The following is a 22,235-nucleotide window of genomic DNA, read 5'->3' on the forward strand; positions in this document are numbered from 1 at the left end:
TCCTTCATCAGTGCGCTGTTTTACAACAGGCTTTTTCGTTGATTGGACGGTGGAATGTTGAGCGCTTCACGATATTTTGCAATCGTGCGGCGAGCGACATTAATCCCTTGGTCCGATAACAGCTCAGCCATTTTGCTATCGCTTAATGGCTTGGCCGGATTCTCTGCAGCAACCAGCTTTTTGATCAGTGCACGAATGGCTGTCGATGAGCATTCACCACCGCCTTCGGTACTGACATGGCTGGAAAAAAAGTACTTCAATTCGAAAATGCCACGCGGTGTATGCATGTACTTTTGCGTGGTCACTCGGGAAATGGTTGATTCATGCATGCCCACTTCTTCGGCCACATCATTAAGCACCATGGGCTTCATGGCTTCGTCGCCGAGTTCAAAGAAGTCATATTGGCGGCGCAAAATACAGTTGGCCACTTTCATCAGGGTTTCATTGCGGCTTTCTAAGCTCTTAATGAACCACTTAGCTTCTTGCATGTGGGAACGAATAAACTGGCTGTCTGACGTGTTGCGGGCATTGCGGGACATTGCCGCATATTGCTGGTTGACCCGGATCTTTGGCACCGAATCAGGGTTGAGTTCGACCTGCCACACGCCGTTCTTTTTGTGGACAGATACATCGGGAATGACGTACTGGTCGTCTTCTTTAACAATGGCACTGCCGGGACGTGGATTGAGGCTTTGGATCAGGCGCATGACTTCACGCAGCTGATCTTCTTTCAGTCGGGCGCGACGCATTAAGGTGCGGTAATCACGATTAGCCAATAAATCCATGTGATTGGCGACGACGGTCAATGCTTCTTTCAACCAAGGTGTTTCTGGATCAAACTGTTTGAGCTGAATGGTTAGACACTCAGCAATGGAGCGCGAGCCGGAGCCTATAGGGTCGAATAATTGAACCCGCTTTAACACGGCTTCTACTTCGTCTAACTCAACTTCTTCATTGCCTTGACTTTCGAGAATGTCTTCAGCGCTCAGGCTGAGATAACCGGCATCATCAATACCATCGATAATGGTCAGCGCAATGGCCCGATCAATATCGCTCATTGGCGTTAAATCAAGTTGCCAGCGTAAGTGATCTTGCAGTGAGTCGGTGGTTTCGCCCTGAAAGCTAGTGTCGTCATCATCGCGAGCAACGGCGGAAGAAACTGGGGCTGCGGAAACGACTTCATCCCATGTGGTATCAATGGGCATGTCGTCACTGATGGATTCTTGCTGCAGTGCCTCTGAGGTATCGACGGCGCTGCTATCGGCTTCTAGCTGGTTGTCTGATGCATCCGTTGCTTCATTACTGCTAGTGTCTTCTTCGGCCTGCTCTAACAAAGGGTTAGCATCCAGTGCTTCTTGGATTTCTTGCTGTAAATCCAGCGTCGACAGTTGCAACAAGCGGATCGCCTGTTGCAATTGTGGGGTCATGGTCAGCTGCTGGCCAAATTTGAGCTGAAGCGATGGCTTCATCTAATCTCCGACTGTGTTGCTGTTGGGGCAGGATGAAAAATAATCACCTCTGCCTGATTCTTGCATGTCTTTACTATAGCTGGAATTGCTCGCCCAAGTACACATCTCGAACTTGCTGATTCGCGAGTACTTGATCTGGCGTACCAGAAGCAATTAATTCTCCGTGAGAAACAATATATGCGTGCTCACACACGGATAAGGTTTCACGGACATTGTGGTCGGTAATTAAGATCCCCAAGCCGCGCGCCTTTAAGTGCTCAATGATTTTCTTGATGTCTGAAACGGAGATTGGATCAACGCCAGCAAAGGGCTCATCGAGCAAAATAAATTTAGGTTCGGCGGCTAACGCTCGGGCGATCTCAACTCGGCGACGCTCACCACCAGACAATGCCATACCTTTGCTTTTAGCGATATGGCCAATATTGAATTCTTCGAGTAAATCATCGTGAATTTGGTCGCGTTCGGCACTGGTCAGAGTTTTGCGCGTTTCCAAGATGGCCATGATGTTATCGCTGACCGACAATTTGCGGAAAATTGACGATTCTTGCGGCAGGTAGCCAATGCCTTTGCGGGCCCGCTCATGCATTGGAGCATGGGAGATATCTTCGCCATTGAGCGAAATGTTGCCGCCTTCGGACTGCACTAAACCAACCACCATATAAAACGTGGTGGTTTTACCGGCACCATTCGGGCCGAGTAGGCCGACAATTTGTCCCGGTTCGACGCGCAATGAGACATCACGGACGACCTGGCGGCCTTTGTACGATTTTGCCAGTTGGTTCGCTTCTAAAACATCCACGCCTTAGTTGCCTTCTTGTTCGCTTGCCGCTGCAGGCTTGTCGTCGAGCTGCTGTTTGACTTGCTCGGGAATAAAGATGGTGGTGACTCGTTTGTTGCCATCGGCATTGCCATCAGCTTCGAGTAACTGTTTATCGAGGTTATAGCGGATGCGGTCGCCTTTTACCAAACTATCTTCTTGCATCACCTGAGCATTGCCAGTCAATAGCAAGATGCGTGAGTTCAGTTCGTAGCGCATTTTATCGGCCTGAGCATCCATCACTTTGCCATTATCCAGCACTTGGCTGTAGCGAACTGGCGCACCGTCGGCGACCAGCACTTGCTGCCCTTCCTGATTGGCATTGAGGATGGTCAGATTGTCAGCAAAAATTTGCATGGTGCCTTGAGCGACTTTGACATCGCCGGTGTATTTCAACACGTTGGCTTTGATATCGAAGGCATTTTGGTTGGCTGAGATTTCTACTTTTTCAGCAAAGTCGCGTTCAATGGCGCTGCTGGCTGAACTGCACAGCAACATGAGTAAGGCGCTAATTCGCACGGTTGTTTTCATAGACGGATTCCACTTGTTGCAGCACCTGGATGTATTCGGCATTTAAATCTGCCTTCAGGCCAAGCCCTTTCATCAATAGACCCAGGCCTGTTGCTGTCACATTTTCGTCAGTATGCATCTGATTGGATTCGATTTCGAGTACCAGAAACGGAGTGGTCATGGTTTGGATCTGGCTGCTCGGATCTTTCGCTCGAATGGTGACGCTGCCGCGCAGCTGCAATTGCTGTTGTTTGGGGTAGTGACTACCTTCGGAAGCAGAGACATGCCAGGTCGGCAGTTTGTCGGTGTTCTTATCGTAGATAGTGACTTCGGGCTTGGCGAAAATCGTCATTGCTAGATCGGGATAAGATTCCATGGTTTCGGCAAATACTGTGCTCTCTAGCCGGCCACTTTCATCATAGTTGCGGTTGAATAGGTTATGGGCGACGTAATCGGGCTCGTAGCTGCCCCACAGATTGCTTTCTTGCACAGGTTCTTCACCACTATCCATGACCGCATTGAACATCAACGCTGCCACCAGCAGTAACACTGAGATAATGGTTAATCGGTTCATATGCTCCGGCCCATGGTGGTATTAAAGCTACCTTGCATTTCCATGATGGTATCGCACACTTCGCGCACCGCGCCGGCACCGCCAACGGTTTGCGTTACCCATGTGGCTTGTTGCCGTAACCATGGGTGGCCATCGGCAACCGAAATACCGACGCGGCAACGGGCCATTACCGGCCAATCGATCAAATCATCACCAATGTAAGCACACTGCTCTGGGCTCACGCCACTGCGCTGCAGAATGTCTTCAAAAGCACTGACTTTGTCATCACAACCTTGGTAAAGCCACTCAATGCCTAACGCGGTCATCCGCTGCTCGACAATGTTGGATTTGCGGCCGGTGATCACCGCCAGCGCGACGCCGGTTGCTTGCAAGGCTTTGACGCCATAACCATCACGAGTGTGAAAGGTTTTGAGCTCTTCGCCATCATTGCCCATGTAAATCCGACCATCTGAAAACACGCCATCGACATCGCAGATCAATAAGCGAATGTCTTTGAGTTGTTCAGCGAGTTCGGCAGTAATTGCGCCGTACAGGGTCTGAACGGTCATTACAGCACTCCGGCGCGCAGCAGATCCTGCATGTTTAATGCGCCGACAGGCCGATTGTTAGGGTCAACAACAAACAAGCCATTAATGCGCTTATCTTCCATTAACTTCAATGCTTCAGCGGCCATCATGCCAGCAGAGGCAGTGACGCCATTGGCGGTCATAAATTCGGTGATTGGAGACTGCACTTGGACGTTGCCTTTGTTCAGCACCCGGCGCAGATCGCCGTCCGTGAATAGGCCTGTCATGATGCCCTCGTCGTTGACGATGGCGGTCATACCCAATTGTTTGCGTGACATTTCCGCCAGCGCGTCATTGAGGCTGGCTTGTTCGGTGACCACTGGTAGTGAATCGCCAGTGTGGATCAGGTCATCGAGCGTGAGCAGTAGACGACGACCCAAACTGCCGCCAGGGTGTGAGAACGCAAAATCTTCGGCACTAAAGCCCTTCGCCTTGAGCAGCGCTATAGCAAGGGCATCACCCAACACCAGCGTGGCGGTGGTGCTCGACGTTGGCGCGAGATTGTGAGGGCACGCTTCGCGCTCGACCACCACCTGAATATGACAGTCTGAGAATTGCGCTAGGGTTGACTCGGCAGATTTCGACATCCCAATCATCCGCGCACCAATGCGTTTGATTAAAGGCAGTAAGTTGGTCAGCTCATCGGTTTCGCCCGAATAGGACAGTGCAATAATCACATCGTTGGAGGTGATCATGCCCAAGTCGCCATGACTCGCTTCGCCAGGGTGGACAAAAAAGGCTGGGGTGCCGGTCGAGGCTAGGGTCGCCGCAATTTTGTGGCCAATATGACCTGACTTGCCCATGCCGGTGACGACGACTCGCCCCTTACATTGCAGCAGTATTTCGCAGGCTGACTCGAATTGTTCATCGAGGGAGTCGGCCAAACGAGCGACGGCTTCGGCTTCAATGGCGATAACTTGTTTTGCTGAATCAATATATTGCTGACGCATAGAGCCTCTTACTTGCTCACTTCGCTGATATACAAGAGTACTTGATAGCCAACAAAAGAGGCTAACAACAGCACTCCAAACCAGCGTGGAAGTTGACGATGACGCTTAGCAGCATAGCTTACTGCCACTAATAAAAAGGTGATGGCGACCATGGCATACAAATCGCGGCCTGCCGCTGCCTGGTCCAAATCGGCTGGCGCAATGGTACCGGCAATACCCAGAACCGCAAGGATGTTGAACAAGTTTGAGCCAACAACATTGCCAATGACCATGTCATCCTCGCCTTTGCGCACCGCAGCAATGCTTGCGGCCAACTCCGGCAAACTGGTACCGATGGCAAGAATCGTCAAGCCAATGACCAAATCGGAAACGCCAAAGTGCTGGGCAATATTGGTGGCACCCGATACTAGGATTTGAGCGCTGACCGGCAAAATCACTAAGCCGATTAGGGTCCACAACACCGCTTTGCCGGTGCTGACATTGTCAGGTACTTCTGCCGCTTGCTCGGCAACGAGTGGATCTTCCTGATTGGTGTCGGCCATGGCCATCCACAGCAGGCCACCAAGCAGGGCAAAAAATGCAACCAATAACAGGATGCCTTCGAAACGGGACAGGTGGCCGTTATGCAACACCAAACCCGCTAACGCGGTGATGATAATGAGTAGAGGGATTTCGCGCCGCAGGACAATGGAGCTAACTGATAATGCCCGTAATAACAAGGTCGCGCCTAATACCAAGCCAATGTTGGTAATGTTCGAACCCAGCACGTTACCAACCGCAGTATTGGGTTGCCCCATCAATGAGGCGGTTGCCGACACCATCATTTCAGGCGCGGATGAGCCCATGGCAATGATGGTCATACCAATAACCAGTGGCGAAATGCCCATATTGCGGGCTAGTGAGGCCGATCCAAAGACTAAACGGTCTGCTGACCAGCCTAGTAAGACAAGGCCAACAATCACCATGGCAGAGGCGATGAGCATAGTAAACCTACCTGAGTATGAGAAAGGCGTAGATTTTGCTGGATTTGATAGGGAATTGAAAGTCTCAAAACAGCCCCCATTTAAGTGGTCCCCGAGCTGATCAGGTTGAACCAAACCGACGTTAACAGAGCGCAGTAAGCAAAAAGCAGCCCTAGCGCCTTGATTCACCTATGAATTGATCGGCAAATGTAATTTAACATTATGAATTATATGGTTAATAGCTGTGATTGTCGGCTAGTTGAGTTCGCGTCAAGACGCTTGGCTTAGACATTTGAGCTACTTTTAAGGTTTACGTCGATCAGCAATACACAACAGTTTGTAACGTTTTTAACTAAATTGAACGATGAGTCCCCAGCGGGCTTCTGGTATAGTCGGCAGCTTCCCGCCGCCGATGCAGCAAAGAGATGGAATGATCAATAAGGATTCTGACAATCTAGTCGTTGTGGATGGTTTGACTTTCAGCCACGGCGAGCGACTGATCTATGACAACATCAGTCTCTCGATCCCGCGTGGCAAAATCACCGCGATTCTTGGCCCGAGTGGTATCGGCAAAACAACCTTGCTGCGCCTGATCGGTGGCCAGCTTGAGCCTGATTGTGGCCATATCTGGTTTGATGGCCATGACGTGCCGCAGCTGAGCAGAAAGGAATTGTTCGAACTCAGAACGCGGATGAGCATGTTGTTCCAAAGCGGCGCCTTGTTCACCGAACTCGACGTATTTGACAACGTTGCGTTTCCAGTGCGTGAACACACGCGGTTGCCGGAATCGGTGATCCAAACATTAGTGATGATGAAACTAGAGCAAGTCGGTTTGCGCGGCGCTCACCATCTGATGCCATCAGAACTTTCCGGCGGTATGGCGCGCCGTGTTGCGCTAGCGCGGGCGACGGTGCTCGACCCTGAATTGATCATGTATGACGAGCCATTTACCGGCCAAGATCCTATTTCGATGGGCGTGTTGGTCAGCTTGATTCACTCGGTCAATGAAACGCTGGGCTCTACTTCGGTGATTGTCAGTCACGACGTCCACGAAGTATTGAGCATTGCTGATTATGTTTATGTCATGGCTGATAAACGAATTATCGCTCAAGGCTCGCCAGAGCAATTGCGTCAAGACCAATCTGAGCAGATTGTGCAATTTTTGAAAGGTAAACCAGACGGGCCGGTACCATTTCATTACCCAGCAGCTCCGTTAGAGCAGCAATTGCGGGAATTGGCAGGTGGGGAGTCGGCAGGTAAATGATCGCTAATGCATTGCAACAAATAGGGCGGCGCACCTTTGATGTGCTAGCGACCATGGGATTTGCCGTCATGACCTACATGAAAGTGGTCTTCGGCTTTTCCAGAATGTCGGTCTTTGTGCCCCTGCTGATCCGCCAAATGTATGTCGTTGGCGTGCAATCATTATTAATTATTCTGGTGTCCGGTCTGTTTATTGGTATGGTCATCGCACTGCAAGGCTATCAAGTCTTGGTCAGCTATGGCGCCGAAGGCAGTTTAGGGCCGATGGTAGCGCTGAGTTTGCTGCGGGAACTTGGGCCGGTCGTGACGGCGCTATTATTCGCCGGTCGGGCTGGCTCGGCGCTGACTGCAGAGATCGGCTTGATGAAAGCCACCGAGCAAATCGCCAGTTTGGAAATGATGGCCATTGATCCGCTTCGTCGTGTGATCGCGCCGCGTTTCTGGGCAGGCCTAATTTGTATGCCGATGTTGGCGACCATCTTTACCTTGGTAGCAATATACGGCGGTAAATTGGTTGGTGTCGACTGGCTAGGATTGGACACTGGCACCTACTGGTCGCTGATGCAGGCGGCGGTGGAATGGAAACAAGACATTGGCAGTATGCTCATCAAAAGTGTGGTATTTGCTAATGTAGTGACGTGGATTGCAGTTTTCCGAGGCTATCACGCCGTGCCAACTTCAGCTGGTATTAGCAAAGCGACCACTGAAACCGTGGTACAAGCATCGTTGATGGTGCTAGGCCTTGATTTTGTTCTGACTGCATTAATGTTTGGGTAAGTTTGGTATGGATAGAAAAAAGCAGCTACAACAACGCCGAGTCGAAATTGCAGTAGGTTTGTTTGTGGTGATGGCTATCGCTTCGATCGCAATCTTGTCGGTCAAAGTAGCGACGTGGGGATTAACGGGCGGTCAGAGCACCTATACCGTGTATGCTCGTTTTGACAACATCGGCGGTCTGAAGGAGCGGGCGCCCATCAAAATTGGTGGCGTGGTGATTGGCCGAGTGGCTTCCATTACCTTGGAGTCACAATATTACACCCCAGTGGTAGAGCTTCGTATTAACTCCATGTACGACGAAATTGCCGAGACATCATCGGCATCGATTCTCACTAGCGGCTTGTTAGGTGAGCAGTATGTCGGCATTACGCCAGGCTTTGTTATTGACGATATTGCTATGCTTAAAGACGGTGACTACATCAATGACACCAAGCCTGCACTCGTGCTTGAGGATATGATTGGTCAGTTTTTATATAACCAGAGCGACGATTAATGACTGTTTTTCTAAGAATATTACTGATTAGTTTTAGCTTTCTTACGGTTTCTTCGTGGGCTGCGGTGGATACCTCTGATCCTGCCGTTATGCTCACTCAAATTGCCAATGAAACATCGCAAAAGCTCAAAGCAACCAATACCGAACAACATACCACGGAGTTCTTGCGCAGCGTGGTGCAGAACGACTTGTTGCCACATGTCGATTATCGCTATGCCGCTTTGAAAGTATTGGGTGTTGAAGTGCGCCAAACCAACAAAGAGCAGCGCGAGGAATTTTCCGAAGCCTTTAAGGATTACATGGTCGGCACCTTTACCCTGCTGTTCAAACGCTATGATCCGAATCGCCATGTTATTACCGTCGATCCAATTCGCATTCCAGGACAAGTCCCAGCGAGATTCGTTGAAGAGGGTAAGCCAGACATTAAAGTGATTTTCTACATGCGCCAAAATAGTAAAACCGGCGAGTGGAAAGTGTGGGATTTGGCCGCTGAAGGAATTAGCCAGGTTGAAACCAAAAACAAAGAATTCCGACCTCTGCTGCGCCAGCATGGTATTGACTTTGTGACCCAGCAATTGCGAGCAAAAGTCGATGGTGGTCTCAGCGAAGACGAGTTAGCAGGGTTTAACTCTGGTGACTGAGCTGACCAAACAAGGTAATCGTTGGCAGCTAGCAGGTGCGTTTGATCGCTTCAGCCTGATGTCGATTTGGCCGCAGCTCAAAGCGCTGCCAACAGGCGCCGATGTGACCTTGGATTTAGAAAAGCTAGGACGCGTAGATAGCGCCGGACTTGCTGGCTTGGTGCAATTGCGCATCAAAGCCGAACAGCAGCAAGTGGCGTTAAGCTTTGAGAATGTGCCGCCGCAGCTTTGCCATATGGCGCATTTATTTCATGTAGACGTGTTACTGGCACTACCCGACCTGAACACGAGTAAAATCGAGAATAATTAATGAACGCCGCTGAAGTTAAAGAATTGCTGGAACAGGCAATTAGCCTGCAAGAATGTCATGTTGAAGCCGAAGGCACTCACTTTAAAGTGATCGCTGTGGGTGACTTGTTTGAAGGCATGTCCCGCGTTAAGGCGCAACAAACTATCTATCAACCTTTATCTGACGTGATTGCCGATGGCTCGGTCCATGCGGTCACCATTAAAACCTTCACGCCCGAGAAGTGGCAACGCGAGCGCAAGCTCATGATGCTGTAACCGAGGGGCTTGTCATGCAAAAGTTGGAAGTATTGAGCTCTGGTCCGCTGGCCGGAGACGTTCGCATATCTGGTGCAAAAAATGCGGCTTTGCCGATTTTATTTGCCAGTTTGCTCTGCCCGCAACCGGTAACGATTCGTAACGTACCGCGGCTGCAAGATATCGCCACCACAATCAAACTACTCAATGGCTTTGGGGCCGAAGTAGCGCATCATGATGATGTGGTGACGGTGAATTTACCGACCATTGCTAGCCATGTTGCGCCTTATGAATTAGTTCGCACCATGCGCGCCAGTATTCTCGCATTGGGACCCATGTTGGCGCGACAAGGTGAAGCAAAAGTGTCGCTGCCAGGTGGCTGTGCGATCGGAGCGCGGCCGGTCAATTTACATTTGCATGGTCTGGAGCAAATGGGCGCCGACATCACTGTCACCGAGGGTTATATTAATGCTCGGGTTGATGGTCGCCTGAAGGGCACAACCATTGTGATGGACATGGTGAGTGTTACTGGCACCGAGAATTTGATGGCCGCGGCCGTGCTGGCCGAAGGAACCACAGTGATTGAAAATGCCGCCCGTGAACCCGAAGTGGTTGATTTGGCCATGTTCCTCAATGCACTGGGCGCCAAAATCTCCGGCGCAGGCAGCGATCATATTGTGATTGAAGGTGTTGCCGAGCTGCACGGTGGTGAGTATCAGGTTCAGCCGGATCGAATTGAAACCGGCACCTTTTTGGTTGCCGCAGCAGTGACTGGTGGCAAGGTCCGCTGTACCCATACCGATCCTCGCTTATTGGAAGCAGTGCTTGCCAAACTAAAAGAAGCGGGCGCAGCGATCGATTTTGGTGACGACTGGATCGAGATTGATCAACGTGATCGGCCACTGAAATCGGTTGATATCACCACCGCCCCGTATCCGGCTTTCCCTACGGATATGCAGGCTCAGTTTACCGTGCTGAATGCTGTCGCTGACGGTGCCGCCACCATTACGGAAAACATCTTTGAGAATCGCTTTATGCATGTGCCTGAGCTGCAGCGCATGGGCGCAAGTATTGAACTCAAAGGCAACACCGCCTTTAGTAAAGGTGGTGCTAAATTGTCCGGTGCGACCGTGATGGCGACCGATTTGCGTGCCTCAGCCTGTTTAGTGATCGCCGGCTTAGTCGCCTCAGGGCAAACGAAAGTCGACCGTATTTATCACTTGGATCGCGGCTACGAGCACATTGAAGATAAACTTCAAGGCTTGGGCGCCACGGTTCGCCGCATCAACGAGTCCATGTAACAGACCTATGCAATGCAGCCGAAAGATGAGATAGCCAATAAAATCAACCAGATGAAAAGCTTATCTGAGTTGATGGCATTCTTTGATATCGGCTGCGATAGCCAATTCCTGCAACACTATGGCGAAGCGCTTAAAAAACGCTTTTGGGGCAATGTGTTAATCGCTAAACCCGATAACTGGTTTGGTTATCGCCGAGCGCTCAAGTCAGCCTATTGTAAGATCCAGCGCAACCGTCAGAACAGCCGCTCTGAAACCCGCCGTGCCTGTACCGGCTGCACTAGCTGTGAAAGGCGCTAACTACCAAGCCCTGTTCACCAAACCCTCGCAAAGTCATTCGGCGCCAAAACCACCACTGGCGATCAAATGGGTGAATCAAATACATCATATGTTTATATTGATAATATTTTATTGCAGTGTTATTAATGGCCTGTTCATTATTCTAGAGAATGTACTATGTCATTGTTTGATAAGGTCGCCATTGCCAGCGTTGTCGCTATTCTGAGTTCAGTTACTGTGATTGGTTGCCACTCGACTTCTGGCAATTCCAGTGGCAATGCTGAACTTCGATTCAGTGCAGCGGGCAGCGACATTATTCCGCTGGAGCAACGTTCACGGCGTAAATGGGACAATGCCGTTATCGCCGATTTAGACCTTGACGGTAAACTCGACATCATTACCACCGACCATGCCTATCGGGCCAATATTTTCTGGAATGAGGGCGGCTACTTCTCTGGGCCACAGTTATTGATTGGCGGCGATACTCACGGCGTGGCCGCTGCCGATTACGACCTTGATGGCAAGGTCGAAATTGTTGTCTCTCAAGGCGGCGGAGCGGGCACCAATCCGAGGTTTCCGGTTGGTTTTGAGGTCAACCCTGATCGCACCTTGAGCAAACGAAAAGTGTTCGACCATTTTGAACGTAGCCGCGGCCGAGCAGTGAAGCTGGTTGATAGCGATAATGACGGCATGCTCAATCTGATCACTTCTGCGTTTCCGCTGAAGTCCCAGCCTGATGGCGCTAATTTTCATTACCGCCAAGAAAGCTTGCGCCAGTTTGAGTTTATTGAGCGATTGCCGTTCGCCCAATGGCTTGGCTACAAGGTACTCGTCACCGACTACAACAATGACAATGATCCGGATGTGGTGTTCTACGGCGGTGCCGACATGGTCCTTATTGAGGGCGGTGAAGGTACTAGCTTCACTAACGTCAGCCAAGCCGTGCTCGGCGAACTGGCCAATACCCATGATGTCAGCAGCATCGCAGAGATTGATTTTGACAATGACGGTGATTTCGATTGGTTACTGACTCGTGCCAAGCATCAATTTACCGGCCAAAGCTACTATGATAGTGAACAACGCCGCTTCGCTTTTTTCAGCCGCTTTAAGCCGTTAGCAATCGATGATTTGCATATCGCCGGTGACTTTAAGTTAGAAAATCTGCAAATGGCGTTCCCAACCTTTGATGTGTTTATTGGCGCCAGCAAACAGCCGCTTAGTTTTGATGTTGATCGCCATGGCCACAAAGACTTCACTCTAAGCCCCCAGCAGGCCGAAGGATGGCCGGCCAGTACGGAGCAAAAAGGGCTCTATATTGGCTATCTCGGCGATGGTATTTGGCGGGTGTTTGCCAATACCAAGTCGCCGACCGCAGCGGTGATCCTCAACGTGGTGTCAGCACCGCAAACAACCGATGAAGAATTAATCCCCGTGCGCTTGTTTGAAAATCGTCATGGTCAATTTGTTGATGTCACTGATGCGATGGCAATAGACGTGGCAGAGCAGACGGCTAGTTCGGCTATTGGTGACTTTGATAATGATGGCTGGAGCGATATTTTTATCGTCCGCTACGGCAATATGGCCAGTGAAACGCAACAGATTATTTACCGCAATCAACAGGGTAAAGGATTCAAACGGATTGAAGGGCATGGGGTGATATCGACAGAGCTTGGTGCCACCGGCAGCGGTGCGGAAGTGTTCGATTATGACGCCGATGGCGATTTGGATTTATTCTATGCTAACGAGCGCGGTCGCTGGCATTTGTTCACTAATGATGCTGCCAACAATGGCAATTCATACTTGATGGTTGAAGTAGCCAATGCCCCGAGTGGCAAAGCCGGACCAATGGGGGCGGTGATGACTGTTGACGCCTGCGGTATGACGTATCGCCGAGTGGTAGGGCAAACTTCCGCGGCCTTTTCCCACAGCAACATCAACCAACTGCATGTCGGCTTAGGCCAATGCCAGCAGATCGGCGATGGTGTGGTCGTCTGGTCCAATGGCGAGCGCCAGCAATTTACCATCACCGACCTCAACCAACGCCTAGTTGTCGGTAAACGTTAACGGCAGATTAGTCTGCCGTGGCTGTCGGGTAATCGGTGTAACCCTCGGCACCTCCGCCATAGAAGGTGGCATGGGCATCGTAATCCACCGGTGTTAACGCGATACCATGACGGATCCGGTCGACCAAATCTGGATTGGTAATGAATGGCTGACCGAAGGCAACAAGATCCGCATACCCTTTGTTAATGACATCAATAGCCGACTGCTGAGTGTATTTGCCCGCCACCATTATTGGTTGCGGATAAATTGCTCTCACCTGTTGTCGGTAGCTATCCGGCATTGACGTGTAATTCGAAATATTCTCCGAGAAATGCAGATAAGCCAGCTTCATCGGTGCCAATCGAGCAATCAATTTTAAGGTCAAATCGGCGATGTTTGGATCGGCATCGGCTTGTCCTTCGGTTACAAACGGTGACAGCCGAATGGCAACTTTATCGCCGCCAATGGCATCGACCACTGCTTGTGTTACTTGCAGCGGGAAGCGCATACGATTGTCATCGTTGCCGCCATACGCATCGGTTCGGTGATTGCTGGTGGTGCGGAGAAATTGATCCAACAAATAGCCGTGGGCGCCATGCAGTTCAACGCCATCAAAGCCTGCGGCAATTGAATTTTTCGCTGCTTGGACAAAATCAGCAATAGTGTTGTCGATGTCTTGCTGGGTCATGGCTCGTGGCATCTCGGTTTCAATCATGCCGAAACCGCCTTCCGGCAACGGGCCGAATACCTGATCGGGATTTTTGACTGCCGATGGTGCTACGGGTGTTTCGCCGGCAATACTCGAATGGGAGCGACGGCCAACATGCCAGAGCTGAATAAAGATCTTGCCGCCTTTGGCATGCACCGCATCGGTGACCTTTTTCCAGCCATCAATATGAGCTTGGCTGTAGATCCCCGGCGTCAATGAATAACCGCGAGCGACATCCGAGATCGGCGCGCCTTCGGTGATGATCAAGCCGGCGCCAGCACGTTGCTGATAGTACTCAGCCATCAGCGCATTGGGTACATCACCGGGCTGGTCGGTGCGGGACCGAGTCATTGGTGCCATGGCGATGCGGTTGCCCAGTTGGTGGTTGCCGATCGTCATCGCCGACAGCAATACTTCCGCCGAATCTGCTGTTGCGGCCTGCTGATGGCAAGCGGGGTAGTCGGTGAGACCTGCGGCACCACCGCCAAATAGGGTTTCTGGATTGTGGGCAGCCCATGGCACTCCGTGTTCAATGCGATAGGGTAAATCCGGATTGGCGACGAATGGGCGGCCAAAACCAATCATATCGGCCCAGCCAGACTCGATGGCGTCGACAGCTCGTTCGGCAGTGTATTTACCAGCGTAAATCAGCACGCCAGAAAAGGCTGCGCGCAACTCTTGCTTGAATTGTTGTGACATTTCAGGCGCATCGTCCCAATCGGCTTCGGCAATGTGCAGATAAACAATCTGATGTTTGTTGAGCAGTTCTGCCGCGGCGGTGTAGGTTTGTTGTGGTTTGGCATCAACGGTGCCGTTTAGGGTGGTCAGCGGCGCTAACCTGACGCCAACGCGATCGGCGCCAATTGCGGCGACCATGGCGGCGACGACTTCGTCTAAAAAGCGCAGACGGTTTGCCAAGCTGCCGCCATATTGGTCGGTGCGGGCGTTCGATTCAGAATCAATAAATTGATTGACCAGATAACCATTGGCGCCATGCAACTCGATGCCATCGAAACCGGCAGCAACGGCATTACGGGCGGCTTGCGCATACTCTTCGACAATTGCGGCAATTTCATCGACGGTTAATGCTCGGGGTTCGACCACATCGACAAAACCGGGTTGGTCACTGCCGTTGTCAACGAACACTCGGACATTCTCCGCTTTGATTGCCGAGGCGGACACGGGCTGTTTGCCACCGATATTGTCTGGGTGCGTCACTCGGCCAACATGCCACAGCTGGGCGAAGATGGTACCGCCTTTGGCATGCACTTCATCGGTCACTAATTTCCAGCCAGCAATTTGCTCGTCGGAGTAGATCCCCGGCGTCCACGCATAGCCTTGCCCCAATGGCGATATTTGCGTGCCTTCGGCGACAATTAAACCGGCAGAAGCACGCTGCCCGTAGTATTCGGCCATTAATGAATTGGCGACATTACCCGGCTGACTGGCGCGAGAGCGCGTCATCGGAGGCATCACGATGCGGTTTTTTAATTTGCTTGAGCCCAGCTTAATTGCATTAAACAGCGCGTCATTCACGGTAATACCCCTTGCCACTTGGCCGTTATCAAAATCAGAGGCTTGAAGTATAGGTGCAGTTTTATTTGTGATTAACTATGGTTATCGAAAAACATTATTGTGGTTTTTGCAAAAGTTATGATGAAAACTCGATCGGATGATCTTCAGTTATTGATTAGTGTGGTCGACTGCGGTGGCTTTTCTGCCGCGGCTGAGCAGTTAGGTGTGCAGGTTGCCAAAGTTTCTCGGGCGGTTGCTCGCATTGAGAGTCAGCTCAACATCACCCTGTTAAATCGCACCACCCGCCGCCTAGAACTGACCGAAGAGGGGGCAACGTTTGTCGACTCAATTCGCCAAGGGTTATCGACGCTAGCTTTGGCTGAAGAACAGTTGCAAAGTCACAGCCAACAACCATCAGGGCGGATTCGACTCGATGCGGCTAGCCCTTTCGCATTGCATCAAATCGTGCCATTAATCGGCGATTTTCGGCGCCTGTATCCGGCAATCGAGCTGGAGTTAACTGCCAATGAGGGCATTATCGATTTATTGCGCCATCAGGTCGATGTTGCGATTCGGATTGGTCGGCTGCAAGATTCAAATCTCCATGCTCGGTTACTTGGCCGCAGCCCTTTATTGCTGGTGGCATCGCCCAGCTACCTCGCTGAACATGGTACGCCGCAATCGGCCGCGGCATTACAACATCATCAACTGTTGGGATTTGTTGGCAGCAACAACCTGAATCGCTGGCCTCTGCAACCGGCGTTGGCTATTCAACCGCATTTGTCCGCGTCGAACGGCGAAGTGGTGCGGCAGTTGGCCTTGGCGGGCCATGGCATCGCTTGCTTATCTCGTTTTATGGTGGCGCCAGATATTGCTGAAGGGCGGCTGCGGTCGGTGTTGTCATCGCAGCTTGTTGCCGGTAGTGAGCGCGAGCTGGTTCATGCCGTGTATTACCGCAGCAGCGGTCTAGCGCCGCGGGTGTCGGTGCTACTCGATTATTTGCAGCAGCACCTTAAGTTGTAATTCCAATCCTTTTCGGCATGGATTGCTATCACTATTGATAGTACTCGCCGTGCCACAGTTTTTTGGCTTGATAACTGGCCAGTCGTTGGTTCATCACCGGAATCGACCAGCCATAATCGTCGGCTTGTTCAATCGCTTCTTGTTGATAGTCAACGGCTTCTTCAAAGTCGCCAATGGCGGCAAAGGACGCAGCCTGGGTTTCCAAAACTCGGACTTCATCGAAGTAGTTTTCTGAATTTTGCTCAAGGCTAAGCAAAGCTTGCTGGCCATTTCGAATGGCTGCGTCTGGGTGAGTCGACAGTAACCATGCGAGGTTGACCGACGATAGATAATGACCGCCGGCGGAGGCATCGCTTAGCAACTGCACCGCTTGTTTAATGTCGGCGTCTGGTTTTTTCAGTAATTGCTTGGCTAGTTCGCCTTGAGCAGGGGCATAACCGGCAATGGCAGATGCGCGAAGCCAAGCTAAACCGCCTTCCACGTCCACTTCACAACCTTTGCCCTGAATCATGCTGCGGCCTAACTCATAGCGTGATATTGGGTGTCCACCGGCGGCCGCTTGGTGATACCACTTGTTGGCATCTTTGAAATTCGTCAGTTCAATGCCCATGGATTTGAGCTGGGTGCGCCAATAGATAATGGTTTCGGCCAGTTGGTGTTGTGCTTTGATATCGCCGGCATTGGCGCGTTGCTCCACTTCATCGATCAACGCTTTGAGTTTGGCTTCTCGGACCTTGGTATCTTTAAGCTGATACTCCAGTTTTACCTGATGCCCCTCAAGCTGGAGGCCAGTTTGTTGACTGGGTTGTTGACGCCAGCGCGGCAAAATTTTCAGCGACGGCGCAATGAAATGTTTGCTGGTTGCTCCGAGTACTTCAACGTCGCGAATGTAGCCTTGTGCAGAGACGTTATATTGCAATTTGACGGTACCGCTGAGGCCAGCGCGGGCGGCATTGACTGGGAACTTAGGCTCCGCTCGTTCGACCCAGCCTGCCGGCTTGAATTGGCAATTCCGATCGAGCAAGGGGATTGGCGAGAATTTTTCCTGTACCGACGCTTTGCCGTATTGGCTCATTAGTGACGCCGTTTCAGCGGCAAGTGCAGAAGGTTCAATGTCAATGTTGTGTTGGGCTAATTGGGCCTTGATTTGAGTCACCGAGTCGGCGACGCCCAAACCGGGGTCGTTTTGATCGGCAACCTGCATCCAAGCTATGGCGCGGGTGTAGTCGGTGGGCACGCCTTCACCATAAAGGTACATCACGCCCAAGCGATATTGGCTGTAAGCATCGCCAATGGTGGCGAGGTTTTGGTAAAGCTGAAATGCTTTGTCGAACTCTTGGTCTTGGTAGTGTTGATCGGCGGTTTTAAAGCTCGATGAAAAAGCTGAAAAACAGCTGAGTGCCAAGAGCAGCACTAGTCCTTTTGCTGACATGATTAACGTCCTGTGAATCGTTGTTGTTTAAGTCGCTATTGTCTACATCGTGGTTGATCTGAACCGAATTTAGCGAACTAGATTCGCCGGTACTGGCGGCTCAGAGACTTTCACGGCAATGGTGATTAACTGACCCTGACGAAGAATCGTCAGTTCGACCTGCTCGCCAGGATTAGTTTCGGCAATCGAGTCCATCGCGACATTGACTTCGCTTATGTCTTTGCCATTGATCTTGAGAATAATGTCATTGGCGATGATGCCGGCACTCGCGGCAGGTCCAGATGGTTCCATTGAGGTAACGATGACACCACTGCGGTCGGCAAGTCTTAGCTGCTGCGCCATGGTCGGACTGATCGATTCGCCGGTGATCCCCAGATAACCCCGAATCACCCGACCATGTTTAATAATGCTTTCGAGTACTTTGCGGGCCAACCCATAGGGCACAGCAAAGCTGATGCCGTAAATATCGATTTCTTGGCCAGCCTGGAAAGCGGCGGTGTTAATGCCAACTAGTACGCCATCACTATTGACCAGTGCGCCGCCTGAATTGCCGCGGTTGATCGCTGCATCGGTTTGTAAGAATTCTTGATAGTTGGTGGCAGCCATACCGCTGCGGCCCGCCGCGCTGATAATCCCCTGAGTAATGGTCTGACCGAGGTTGTAGGGATTGCCAATCGCCAGCACCAGTTCGCCAACTTCGGGAGTGTAATCGGCCAATTGCGGAATTACCGGCAGGTCGTCATCTTCGATGTGCAATACGGCCAGATCAGTGAAAATATCCTGACCAATCAATTTGGCGGTGTAAATGCGGCCATCTTGCAGTGCCACCAGAATCTGATCGGCATTTTCCACCACATGAGAGTTGGTCAGAATGTGACCCTTCTCGGTCATGATGACGCCAGAGCCGAGACCTTTGGTGCGCAGCTCTGCTTTATTGCTCCACAAACCGCCAGCGCGCTGCAAGCTTCTTGAATAGACATTAACCACAGCTGGCGATGCTTTTCGCACCGCATCGGTCAGTGACAGTGGCCCATTATCAGGGGAAACCGTGGGAAGCCATGAGTCCAACAGCGTATTGCTGCCCCGCAGACCTGGGAACAGAATAAGCAACAACGCCGCCAGTAGCAGGCCCGCTAGTGAAGCTTTAAAAACATAGGTAAGAAAGCGCACGGAATTCGGTTAACAGCAGGTTAATGATTGATAGCCGGAGAATAACAGCTAACAAAAAAATGGGCGAGCTATGTGCTCACCCATTTTTGTCATTACCGCTTCAATTAGCGCATAAACAAGTAGATTTGAGTACCATCTCGCACTAAATTCAGCGCGATAGTGCCTTTGGCATCGTCCAGAATATCTTGTAAATCACTAATGGTTTTAACCCGCTGCTTGTTGACACCGATAATCACATCATCCTTTTTCAGGCCGACGCGAGCCGCCGGAGAACCGGGCTCTAGTTCAACAATGCTGATGCCGCCTTTGTATTCCTTGGTGGTTTCGAGTTTGGCGCCAAGCAGTCGCTTATCGATATCTTGCGCGCTGGCGGTTTGCTCATCTGAGCCACCTAGGGTAACGGTTACGGTTTTCTTCTTGCCATCGCGCAGCAGGCCTAATTTCACTTTAGAGCCAGCGCCCATGGTGCCAATTTGCGCCCGCAGCTGACCAAACGAATTCACTGGCTTGCCGTTAATTTCAGTGATCACATCACCGGCTTCAATGCCGGCATCGGCAGCGGCGGTATCGGCGAACACCTGATTGACGAAGGCTCCTTTTTGAATATCCAGATCCATTGCTTTGGCCACGTCAGAGTTGAGGTCGCGACCGGTAATGCCGAGGACGCCACGCTGTACTTTGCCGTGCTCGATCAGTTGGTCAACAATGTTGTTGGCCATGTTGATTGGAATCGCAAAACCAATGCCGACATTGCCGCCGTTGGGACCATAAATCGCCGTGTTAATGCCGATTAGGTGGCCATTGAGATTGACCAAGGCGCCGCCGGAGTTACCACTGTTGATGGCAGCATCGGTTTGAATAAAGTTCTCGTAGTTTTCGATATTCAGACTAGAGCGCGCCAATGCACCAATAATACCGGAGGTGACGGTTTGACCGAGACCAAATGGGTTACCAATGGCAACCGCAAAGTCGCCGACGCGAAGCTCATCAGAGTTACCCAGCTTAATCGCAACCAAATCATCGGCCTCGATTTGCAGTAAGGCAACGTCTGTGCCCTCATCTGAGCCTATCTTGGTTGCATCAAAGCTACGGCCATCGGTCAAGGTGACGGTGATTTCATCCGCGTTGTTAATGACGTGATGATTGGTGATGACATAGCCTTTATCGGCATCAATGATGACGCCTGAGCCAAGTCCTTTGAAAGGGCGCTCTCTGACTGACTCCGAAGGGGCGCCGAAGTGGCGAAATATCTCGGGAATGCGCTGACGCTGGGTATGGGTCCCTGCCACCGAGATATTGACCACCGCAGGAGTCACTTTTTCCAACATCGGAGCAAGTGAAGGCAGTGGCTTGCCATCGACGCTCGATGGCAAAGCTGCAACTGCTGAAATCGGCGCTGTTAGTGTTACGCCAACAATTAATGCACTGAAAATATGGCGAAATTTCATAGCCAGAAAATCCTCTACTTCTGTTTTATCCGTTAAGCCAATAGACGTTTACATTAAGGTTAAGTTCAGCAAATTTGTTTATTGAGATGTTTCTTTTTGTTTCAAAAGCCCGTGACTGGTATTGGCGTAATCGCGTGGTGGTAACTCACCAGCACTTTTAACACGGACCGGCTGCTCGCTTTCTTCAACCTCGTCGTCTGTTAGCAACTGACGCGTTTTTAGTAATTGCTCGGTCAATTGCTCGTAATTCTCTTGTGCGGCGTGCATCAAGTCTGAAGTCGATTGCAGGTGCTCGGTGACTTCTGACTTGTAACGCTCAAATTCGGCTTTGGTATTGTGCAGTTCAATGTCGAGTGTGGACGTTTCTGCTGACTTGTGAGCCCAAAAGCGACCAATGAAAAAACCGACGATAAGGCCAGCAAATACGCATACAAATGGGATCCAACTCATTCGACTCTCCTTTTGAGGGAACAACAATCTTCACGTGGAGCTGGCATGCCAGCTCCTCAATTAATGGGTACGGCGCAAGAGTAAATCAAGCTCATTAAAATAAAAGCTGAACGCGCATCGCGAAATTAGACGTTTAGCTGACCATACCAAAATGCCGCAGGATTGGTATAAGATGCGGGCCATTGTAACAACGAGGATGTTCCATAGTGGCCCGTTCACCTTTGCAACAATATCAATATGATTTGACTCATCGGGGTTTCAGTCAAGATCCGGCGCAAGCGAATGCGGTCAACGAATTGGAGTCCTTGTTCCAGCGGCTCATCAAGCCTAGCCCGAAGTCCAGCTTCTGGCAGCGTTTGCTGCAAAAAAAATCTACTGAGAGTACTTGCGGGCTGTACTTCTGGGGCGGAGTCGGGCGCGGCAAAACTTACTTAGTGGATACCTTTTTCGAGTCCTTGCCGTTCGAAAACAAGCTGCGACTGCATTTTCATCGGTTGATGCAGCAAGTTCACACCGAACTGAAAGCTGCCGCGGGGCAGGCTAATCCAATGGAATTGGTGGCAGCGAGCTTTGCCCAGCGGGCGCGGGTGATTTGCGTCGATGAGTTTTTTGTCTCCGATATTACCGATGCGATGCTGATGGCCGAGTTGCTCAAAGGCCTGTTTGATCGCGGCGTGGTGTTGATTGCGACTTCGAATATTGTACCCAATGAGCTGTATCGTAACGGCTTGCAGCGCAGCAGATTTCTGCCGGCGATTGCGTTGCTGGAGCAGCATTGCAAAGTGGTGAATGTTGATGCTGGCATTGACTATCGCCTGCGTTTATTGACTGCAGCGCCATGCAGTTACATTCCCAACGATCCCGCAGCAGACCAAGCCTTGACTGAGCGATTCCATCAATTGGCGCCTGAACCGGGTCGAGAGGGCGGCACCATCGATATTTTGGGCCGCGCCATTAAGGTTCGCTGGCATGCTGATGATGTGTTGATGATTGATTTCGCTTCGCTTTGCCAAACCGCCAGAAGTCAGCTCGATTACATCGAAGTGGCCACTTACTATCATACGGTTCTGCTAACGAACATCATCGCGATGAATGACAGTCAAAATGATGCTGCGCGTCGATTCATTTCGTTGATTGATGAATTGTATGACCGCCGAGTGAAGTTATTGCTTTCCGCCGAGCAGCCGTTGGAAAACTTGTATTCAGGTCGCGGTTTGGAGTTTGAATACAAACGCTGCCTGTCTCGTTTGCAGGAAATGCAGAGTGAGGAATATTTGGCGCTACCTCATCGGCCTTGAGTACG

Annotated in this window: 23 protein-coding genes and 1 pseudogene; 11 read left to right on the top strand and 13 right to left on the bottom strand. The window is 51.0% G+C overall.

All coding sequences use genetic code 11. From position 1 onward, the window contains the following. Positions 1 to 20: 20 nt before the first annotated feature. The 7 genes from IC617_RS10655 to IC617_RS10685 all read right to left on the bottom strand — a co-directional run bounded on the left by IC617_RS10655 (position 21) and on the right by IC617_RS10685 (position 5,869). Entirely contained in the window at positions 21 to 1,469 is a 1,449-nt protein-coding gene (locus IC617_RS10655) for an RNA polymerase factor sigma-54 (protein WP_191144984.1), read from the bottom strand. 73 nt (positions 1,470 to 1,542) lie between these two features. Next, positions 1,543 to 2,268: an LPS export ABC transporter ATP-binding protein gene (gene lptB / locus IC617_RS10660; protein WP_087506276.1), complete on the bottom strand. Its 726-nt coding sequence runs from the start codon at positions 2,266 to 2,268 to the stop codon at positions 1,543 to 1,545. 3 nt (positions 2,269 to 2,271) lie between these two features. Then, the gene (gene lptA, locus IC617_RS10665; protein WP_191144985.1) at positions 2,272 to 2,817 is read right to left on the bottom strand and encodes a lipopolysaccharide transport periplasmic protein LptA; all 546 of its coding nucleotides are present in this window, start codon (positions 2,815 to 2,817) and stop codon (positions 2,272 to 2,274) included. Continuing rightward, positions 2,795 to 3,370: an LPS export ABC transporter periplasmic protein LptC gene (gene lptC / locus IC617_RS10670; protein WP_191144986.1), complete on the bottom strand. Its 576-nt coding sequence runs from the start codon at positions 3,368 to 3,370 to the stop codon at positions 2,795 to 2,797. Before lptC ends, lptA begins: the two co-directional genes overlap by 23 nt. Next, positions 3,367 to 3,918, bottom strand: coding sequence for a 3-deoxy-manno-octulosonate-8-phosphatase KdsC (kdsC, locus tag IC617_RS10675; RefSeq protein WP_191144987.1), 552 nt, complete (start codon positions 3,916 to 3,918; stop codon positions 3,367 to 3,369). The genes lptC and kdsC overlap by 4 nt, the downstream gene beginning before the upstream one ends. Then, a complete protein-coding gene (locus IC617_RS10680) occupies positions 3,918 to 4,886 on the bottom strand; it encodes a KpsF/GutQ family sugar-phosphate isomerase (RefSeq protein ID WP_191144988.1) in 969 nt (322 codons plus the stop codon). The genes kdsC and IC617_RS10680 overlap by 1 nt, the downstream gene beginning before the upstream one ends. Before the next feature lie 8 nt (positions 4,887 to 4,894). Continuing rightward, positions 4,895 to 5,869 carry a calcium/sodium antiporter gene (locus IC617_RS10685; RefSeq protein WP_191144989.1) on the bottom strand — a complete coding sequence of 325 codons (975 nt, stop codon included), beginning with the start codon at positions 5,867 to 5,869 and terminating at the stop codon, positions 4,895 to 4,897. 409 nt (positions 5,870 to 6,278) lie between these two features. On the opposite strand from IC617_RS10685, the gene IC617_RS10690 reads away from it, so the two are divergent. From IC617_RS10690 to IC617_RS10730, 9 genes are all read left to right on the top strand, one after another. Then, on the top strand, positions 6,279 to 7,112 hold the full coding sequence (locus tag IC617_RS10690; RefSeq protein WP_191144990.1) for an ATP-binding cassette domain-containing protein: 834 nt from the start codon (positions 6,279 to 6,281) through the stop codon (positions 7,110 to 7,112). Next, a complete protein-coding gene (gene mlaE, locus IC617_RS10695; RefSeq protein WP_439651260.1) occupies positions 7,112 to 7,888 on the top strand; it encodes a lipid asymmetry maintenance ABC transporter permease subunit MlaE in 777 nt (258 codons plus the stop codon). The genes IC617_RS10690 and mlaE overlap by 1 nt, the downstream gene beginning before the upstream one ends. A 7-nt stretch (positions 7,889 to 7,895) precedes the next feature. Beyond that, positions 7,896 to 8,381 carry an outer membrane lipid asymmetry maintenance protein MlaD gene (gene mlaD, locus IC617_RS10700; RefSeq protein WP_191144992.1) on the top strand — a complete coding sequence of 162 codons (486 nt, stop codon included), beginning with the start codon at positions 7,896 to 7,898 and terminating at the stop codon, positions 8,379 to 8,381. Next, positions 8,381 to 9,022 carry an MlaC/ttg2D family ABC transporter substrate-binding protein gene (locus IC617_RS10705; protein ID WP_191144993.1) on the top strand — a complete coding sequence of 214 codons (642 nt, stop codon included), beginning with the start codon at positions 8,381 to 8,383 and terminating at the stop codon, positions 9,020 to 9,022. Before mlaD ends, IC617_RS10705 begins: the two co-directional genes overlap by 1 nt. Continuing rightward, positions 9,015 to 9,332 (top strand): STAS domain-containing protein, encoded by a 318-nt coding sequence (locus IC617_RS10710; protein ID WP_191144994.1) that lies wholly within the window; start codon positions 9,015 to 9,017, stop codon positions 9,330 to 9,332. Before IC617_RS10705 ends, IC617_RS10710 begins: the two co-directional genes overlap by 8 nt. Continuing rightward, a complete protein-coding gene (locus tag IC617_RS10715) occupies positions 9,332 to 9,586 on the top strand; it encodes a BolA family protein (protein WP_191144995.1) in 255 nt (84 codons plus the stop codon). Before IC617_RS10710 ends, IC617_RS10715 begins: the two co-directional genes overlap by 1 nt. Positions 9,587 to 9,600: 14 nt before the next feature. Next, positions 9,601 to 10,866: a UDP-N-acetylglucosamine 1-carboxyvinyltransferase gene (gene murA, locus IC617_RS10720; RefSeq protein WP_191144996.1), complete on the top strand. Its 1,266-nt coding sequence runs from the start codon at positions 9,601 to 9,603 to the stop codon at positions 10,864 to 10,866. Positions 10,867 to 10,878: 12 nt separating this feature from the next. Beyond that, complete coding sequence (locus IC617_RS10725; protein WP_191144997.1) at positions 10,879 to 11,163, top strand: nitrogen fixation protein NifW; 285 nt, start codon at positions 10,879 to 10,881, stop codon at positions 11,161 to 11,163. Between the two features lie 156 nt (positions 11,164 to 11,319). After that, a complete protein-coding gene (locus tag IC617_RS10730; protein ID WP_191144998.1) occupies positions 11,320 to 13,206 on the top strand; it encodes a CRTAC1 family protein in 1,887 nt (628 codons plus the stop codon). A 7-nt stretch (positions 13,207 to 13,213) separates the two neighbouring features. On the opposite strand, the gene IC617_RS10735 is transcribed toward IC617_RS10730, so the two are convergent. Next, positions 13,214 to 14,293, bottom strand: coding sequence for an alkene reductase (locus tag IC617_RS10735; RefSeq protein WP_191145097.1), 1,080 nt, complete (start codon positions 14,291 to 14,293; stop codon positions 13,214 to 13,216). Between the two features lie 54 nt (positions 14,294 to 14,347). Next, positions 14,348 to 15,430: pseudogene (locus tag IC617_RS10740) on the bottom strand (alkene reductase); the annotation flags it as partial. Positions 15,431 to 15,547: 117 nt separating this feature from the next. Between IC617_RS10740 and IC617_RS10745 the strand changes: the two are divergent. After that, positions 15,548 to 16,432, top strand: a complete 885-nt coding sequence (locus tag IC617_RS10745; protein WP_439651258.1) for a LysR family transcriptional regulator — start codon at positions 15,548 to 15,550, stop codon at positions 16,430 to 16,432. Between the two features lie 31 nt (positions 16,433 to 16,463). Here IC617_RS10745 and IC617_RS10750 read toward each other — a convergent pair whose 3' ends face one another. From IC617_RS10750 to IC617_RS10765, 4 genes are all read right to left on the bottom strand, one after another. Next, positions 16,464 to 17,864 carry an SEL1-like repeat protein gene (locus IC617_RS10750; protein ID WP_191144999.1) on the bottom strand — a complete coding sequence of 467 codons (1,401 nt, stop codon included), beginning with the start codon at positions 17,862 to 17,864 and terminating at the stop codon, positions 16,464 to 16,466. Between the two features lie 69 nt (positions 17,865 to 17,933). Then, positions 17,934 to 19,034, bottom strand: coding sequence for an outer membrane-stress sensor serine endopeptidase DegS (gene degS / locus IC617_RS10755; protein ID WP_191145000.1), 1,101 nt, complete (start codon positions 19,032 to 19,034; stop codon positions 17,934 to 17,936). 104 nt (positions 19,035 to 19,138) lie between these two features. Next, positions 19,139 to 20,482: a Do family serine endopeptidase gene (locus IC617_RS10760; protein WP_191145001.1), complete on the bottom strand. Its 1,344-nt coding sequence runs from the start codon at positions 20,480 to 20,482 to the stop codon at positions 19,139 to 19,141. A gap of 78 nt (positions 20,483 to 20,560) precedes the next feature. After that, positions 20,561 to 20,932, bottom strand: a complete 372-nt coding sequence (locus IC617_RS10765; protein ID WP_191145002.1) for a Z-ring associated ZapG family protein — start codon at positions 20,930 to 20,932, stop codon at positions 20,561 to 20,563. Between the two features lie 203 nt (positions 20,933 to 21,135). Here IC617_RS10765 and zapE point away from each other — a divergent pair, with 203 nt between their 5' ends. Beyond that, a complete protein-coding gene (gene zapE, locus IC617_RS10770; protein ID WP_191145099.1) occupies positions 21,136 to 22,230 on the top strand; it encodes a cell division protein ZapE in 1,095 nt (364 codons plus the stop codon). Positions 22,231 to 22,235: the final 5 nt, after the last annotated feature.

The sequence above is a fragment of the Neiella litorisoli genome (genome assembly GCF_014773395.1).
GTDB classification, from domain to species: Bacteria; Pseudomonadota; Gammaproteobacteria; order Enterobacterales; family Neiellaceae; genus Neiella; species Neiella litorisoli.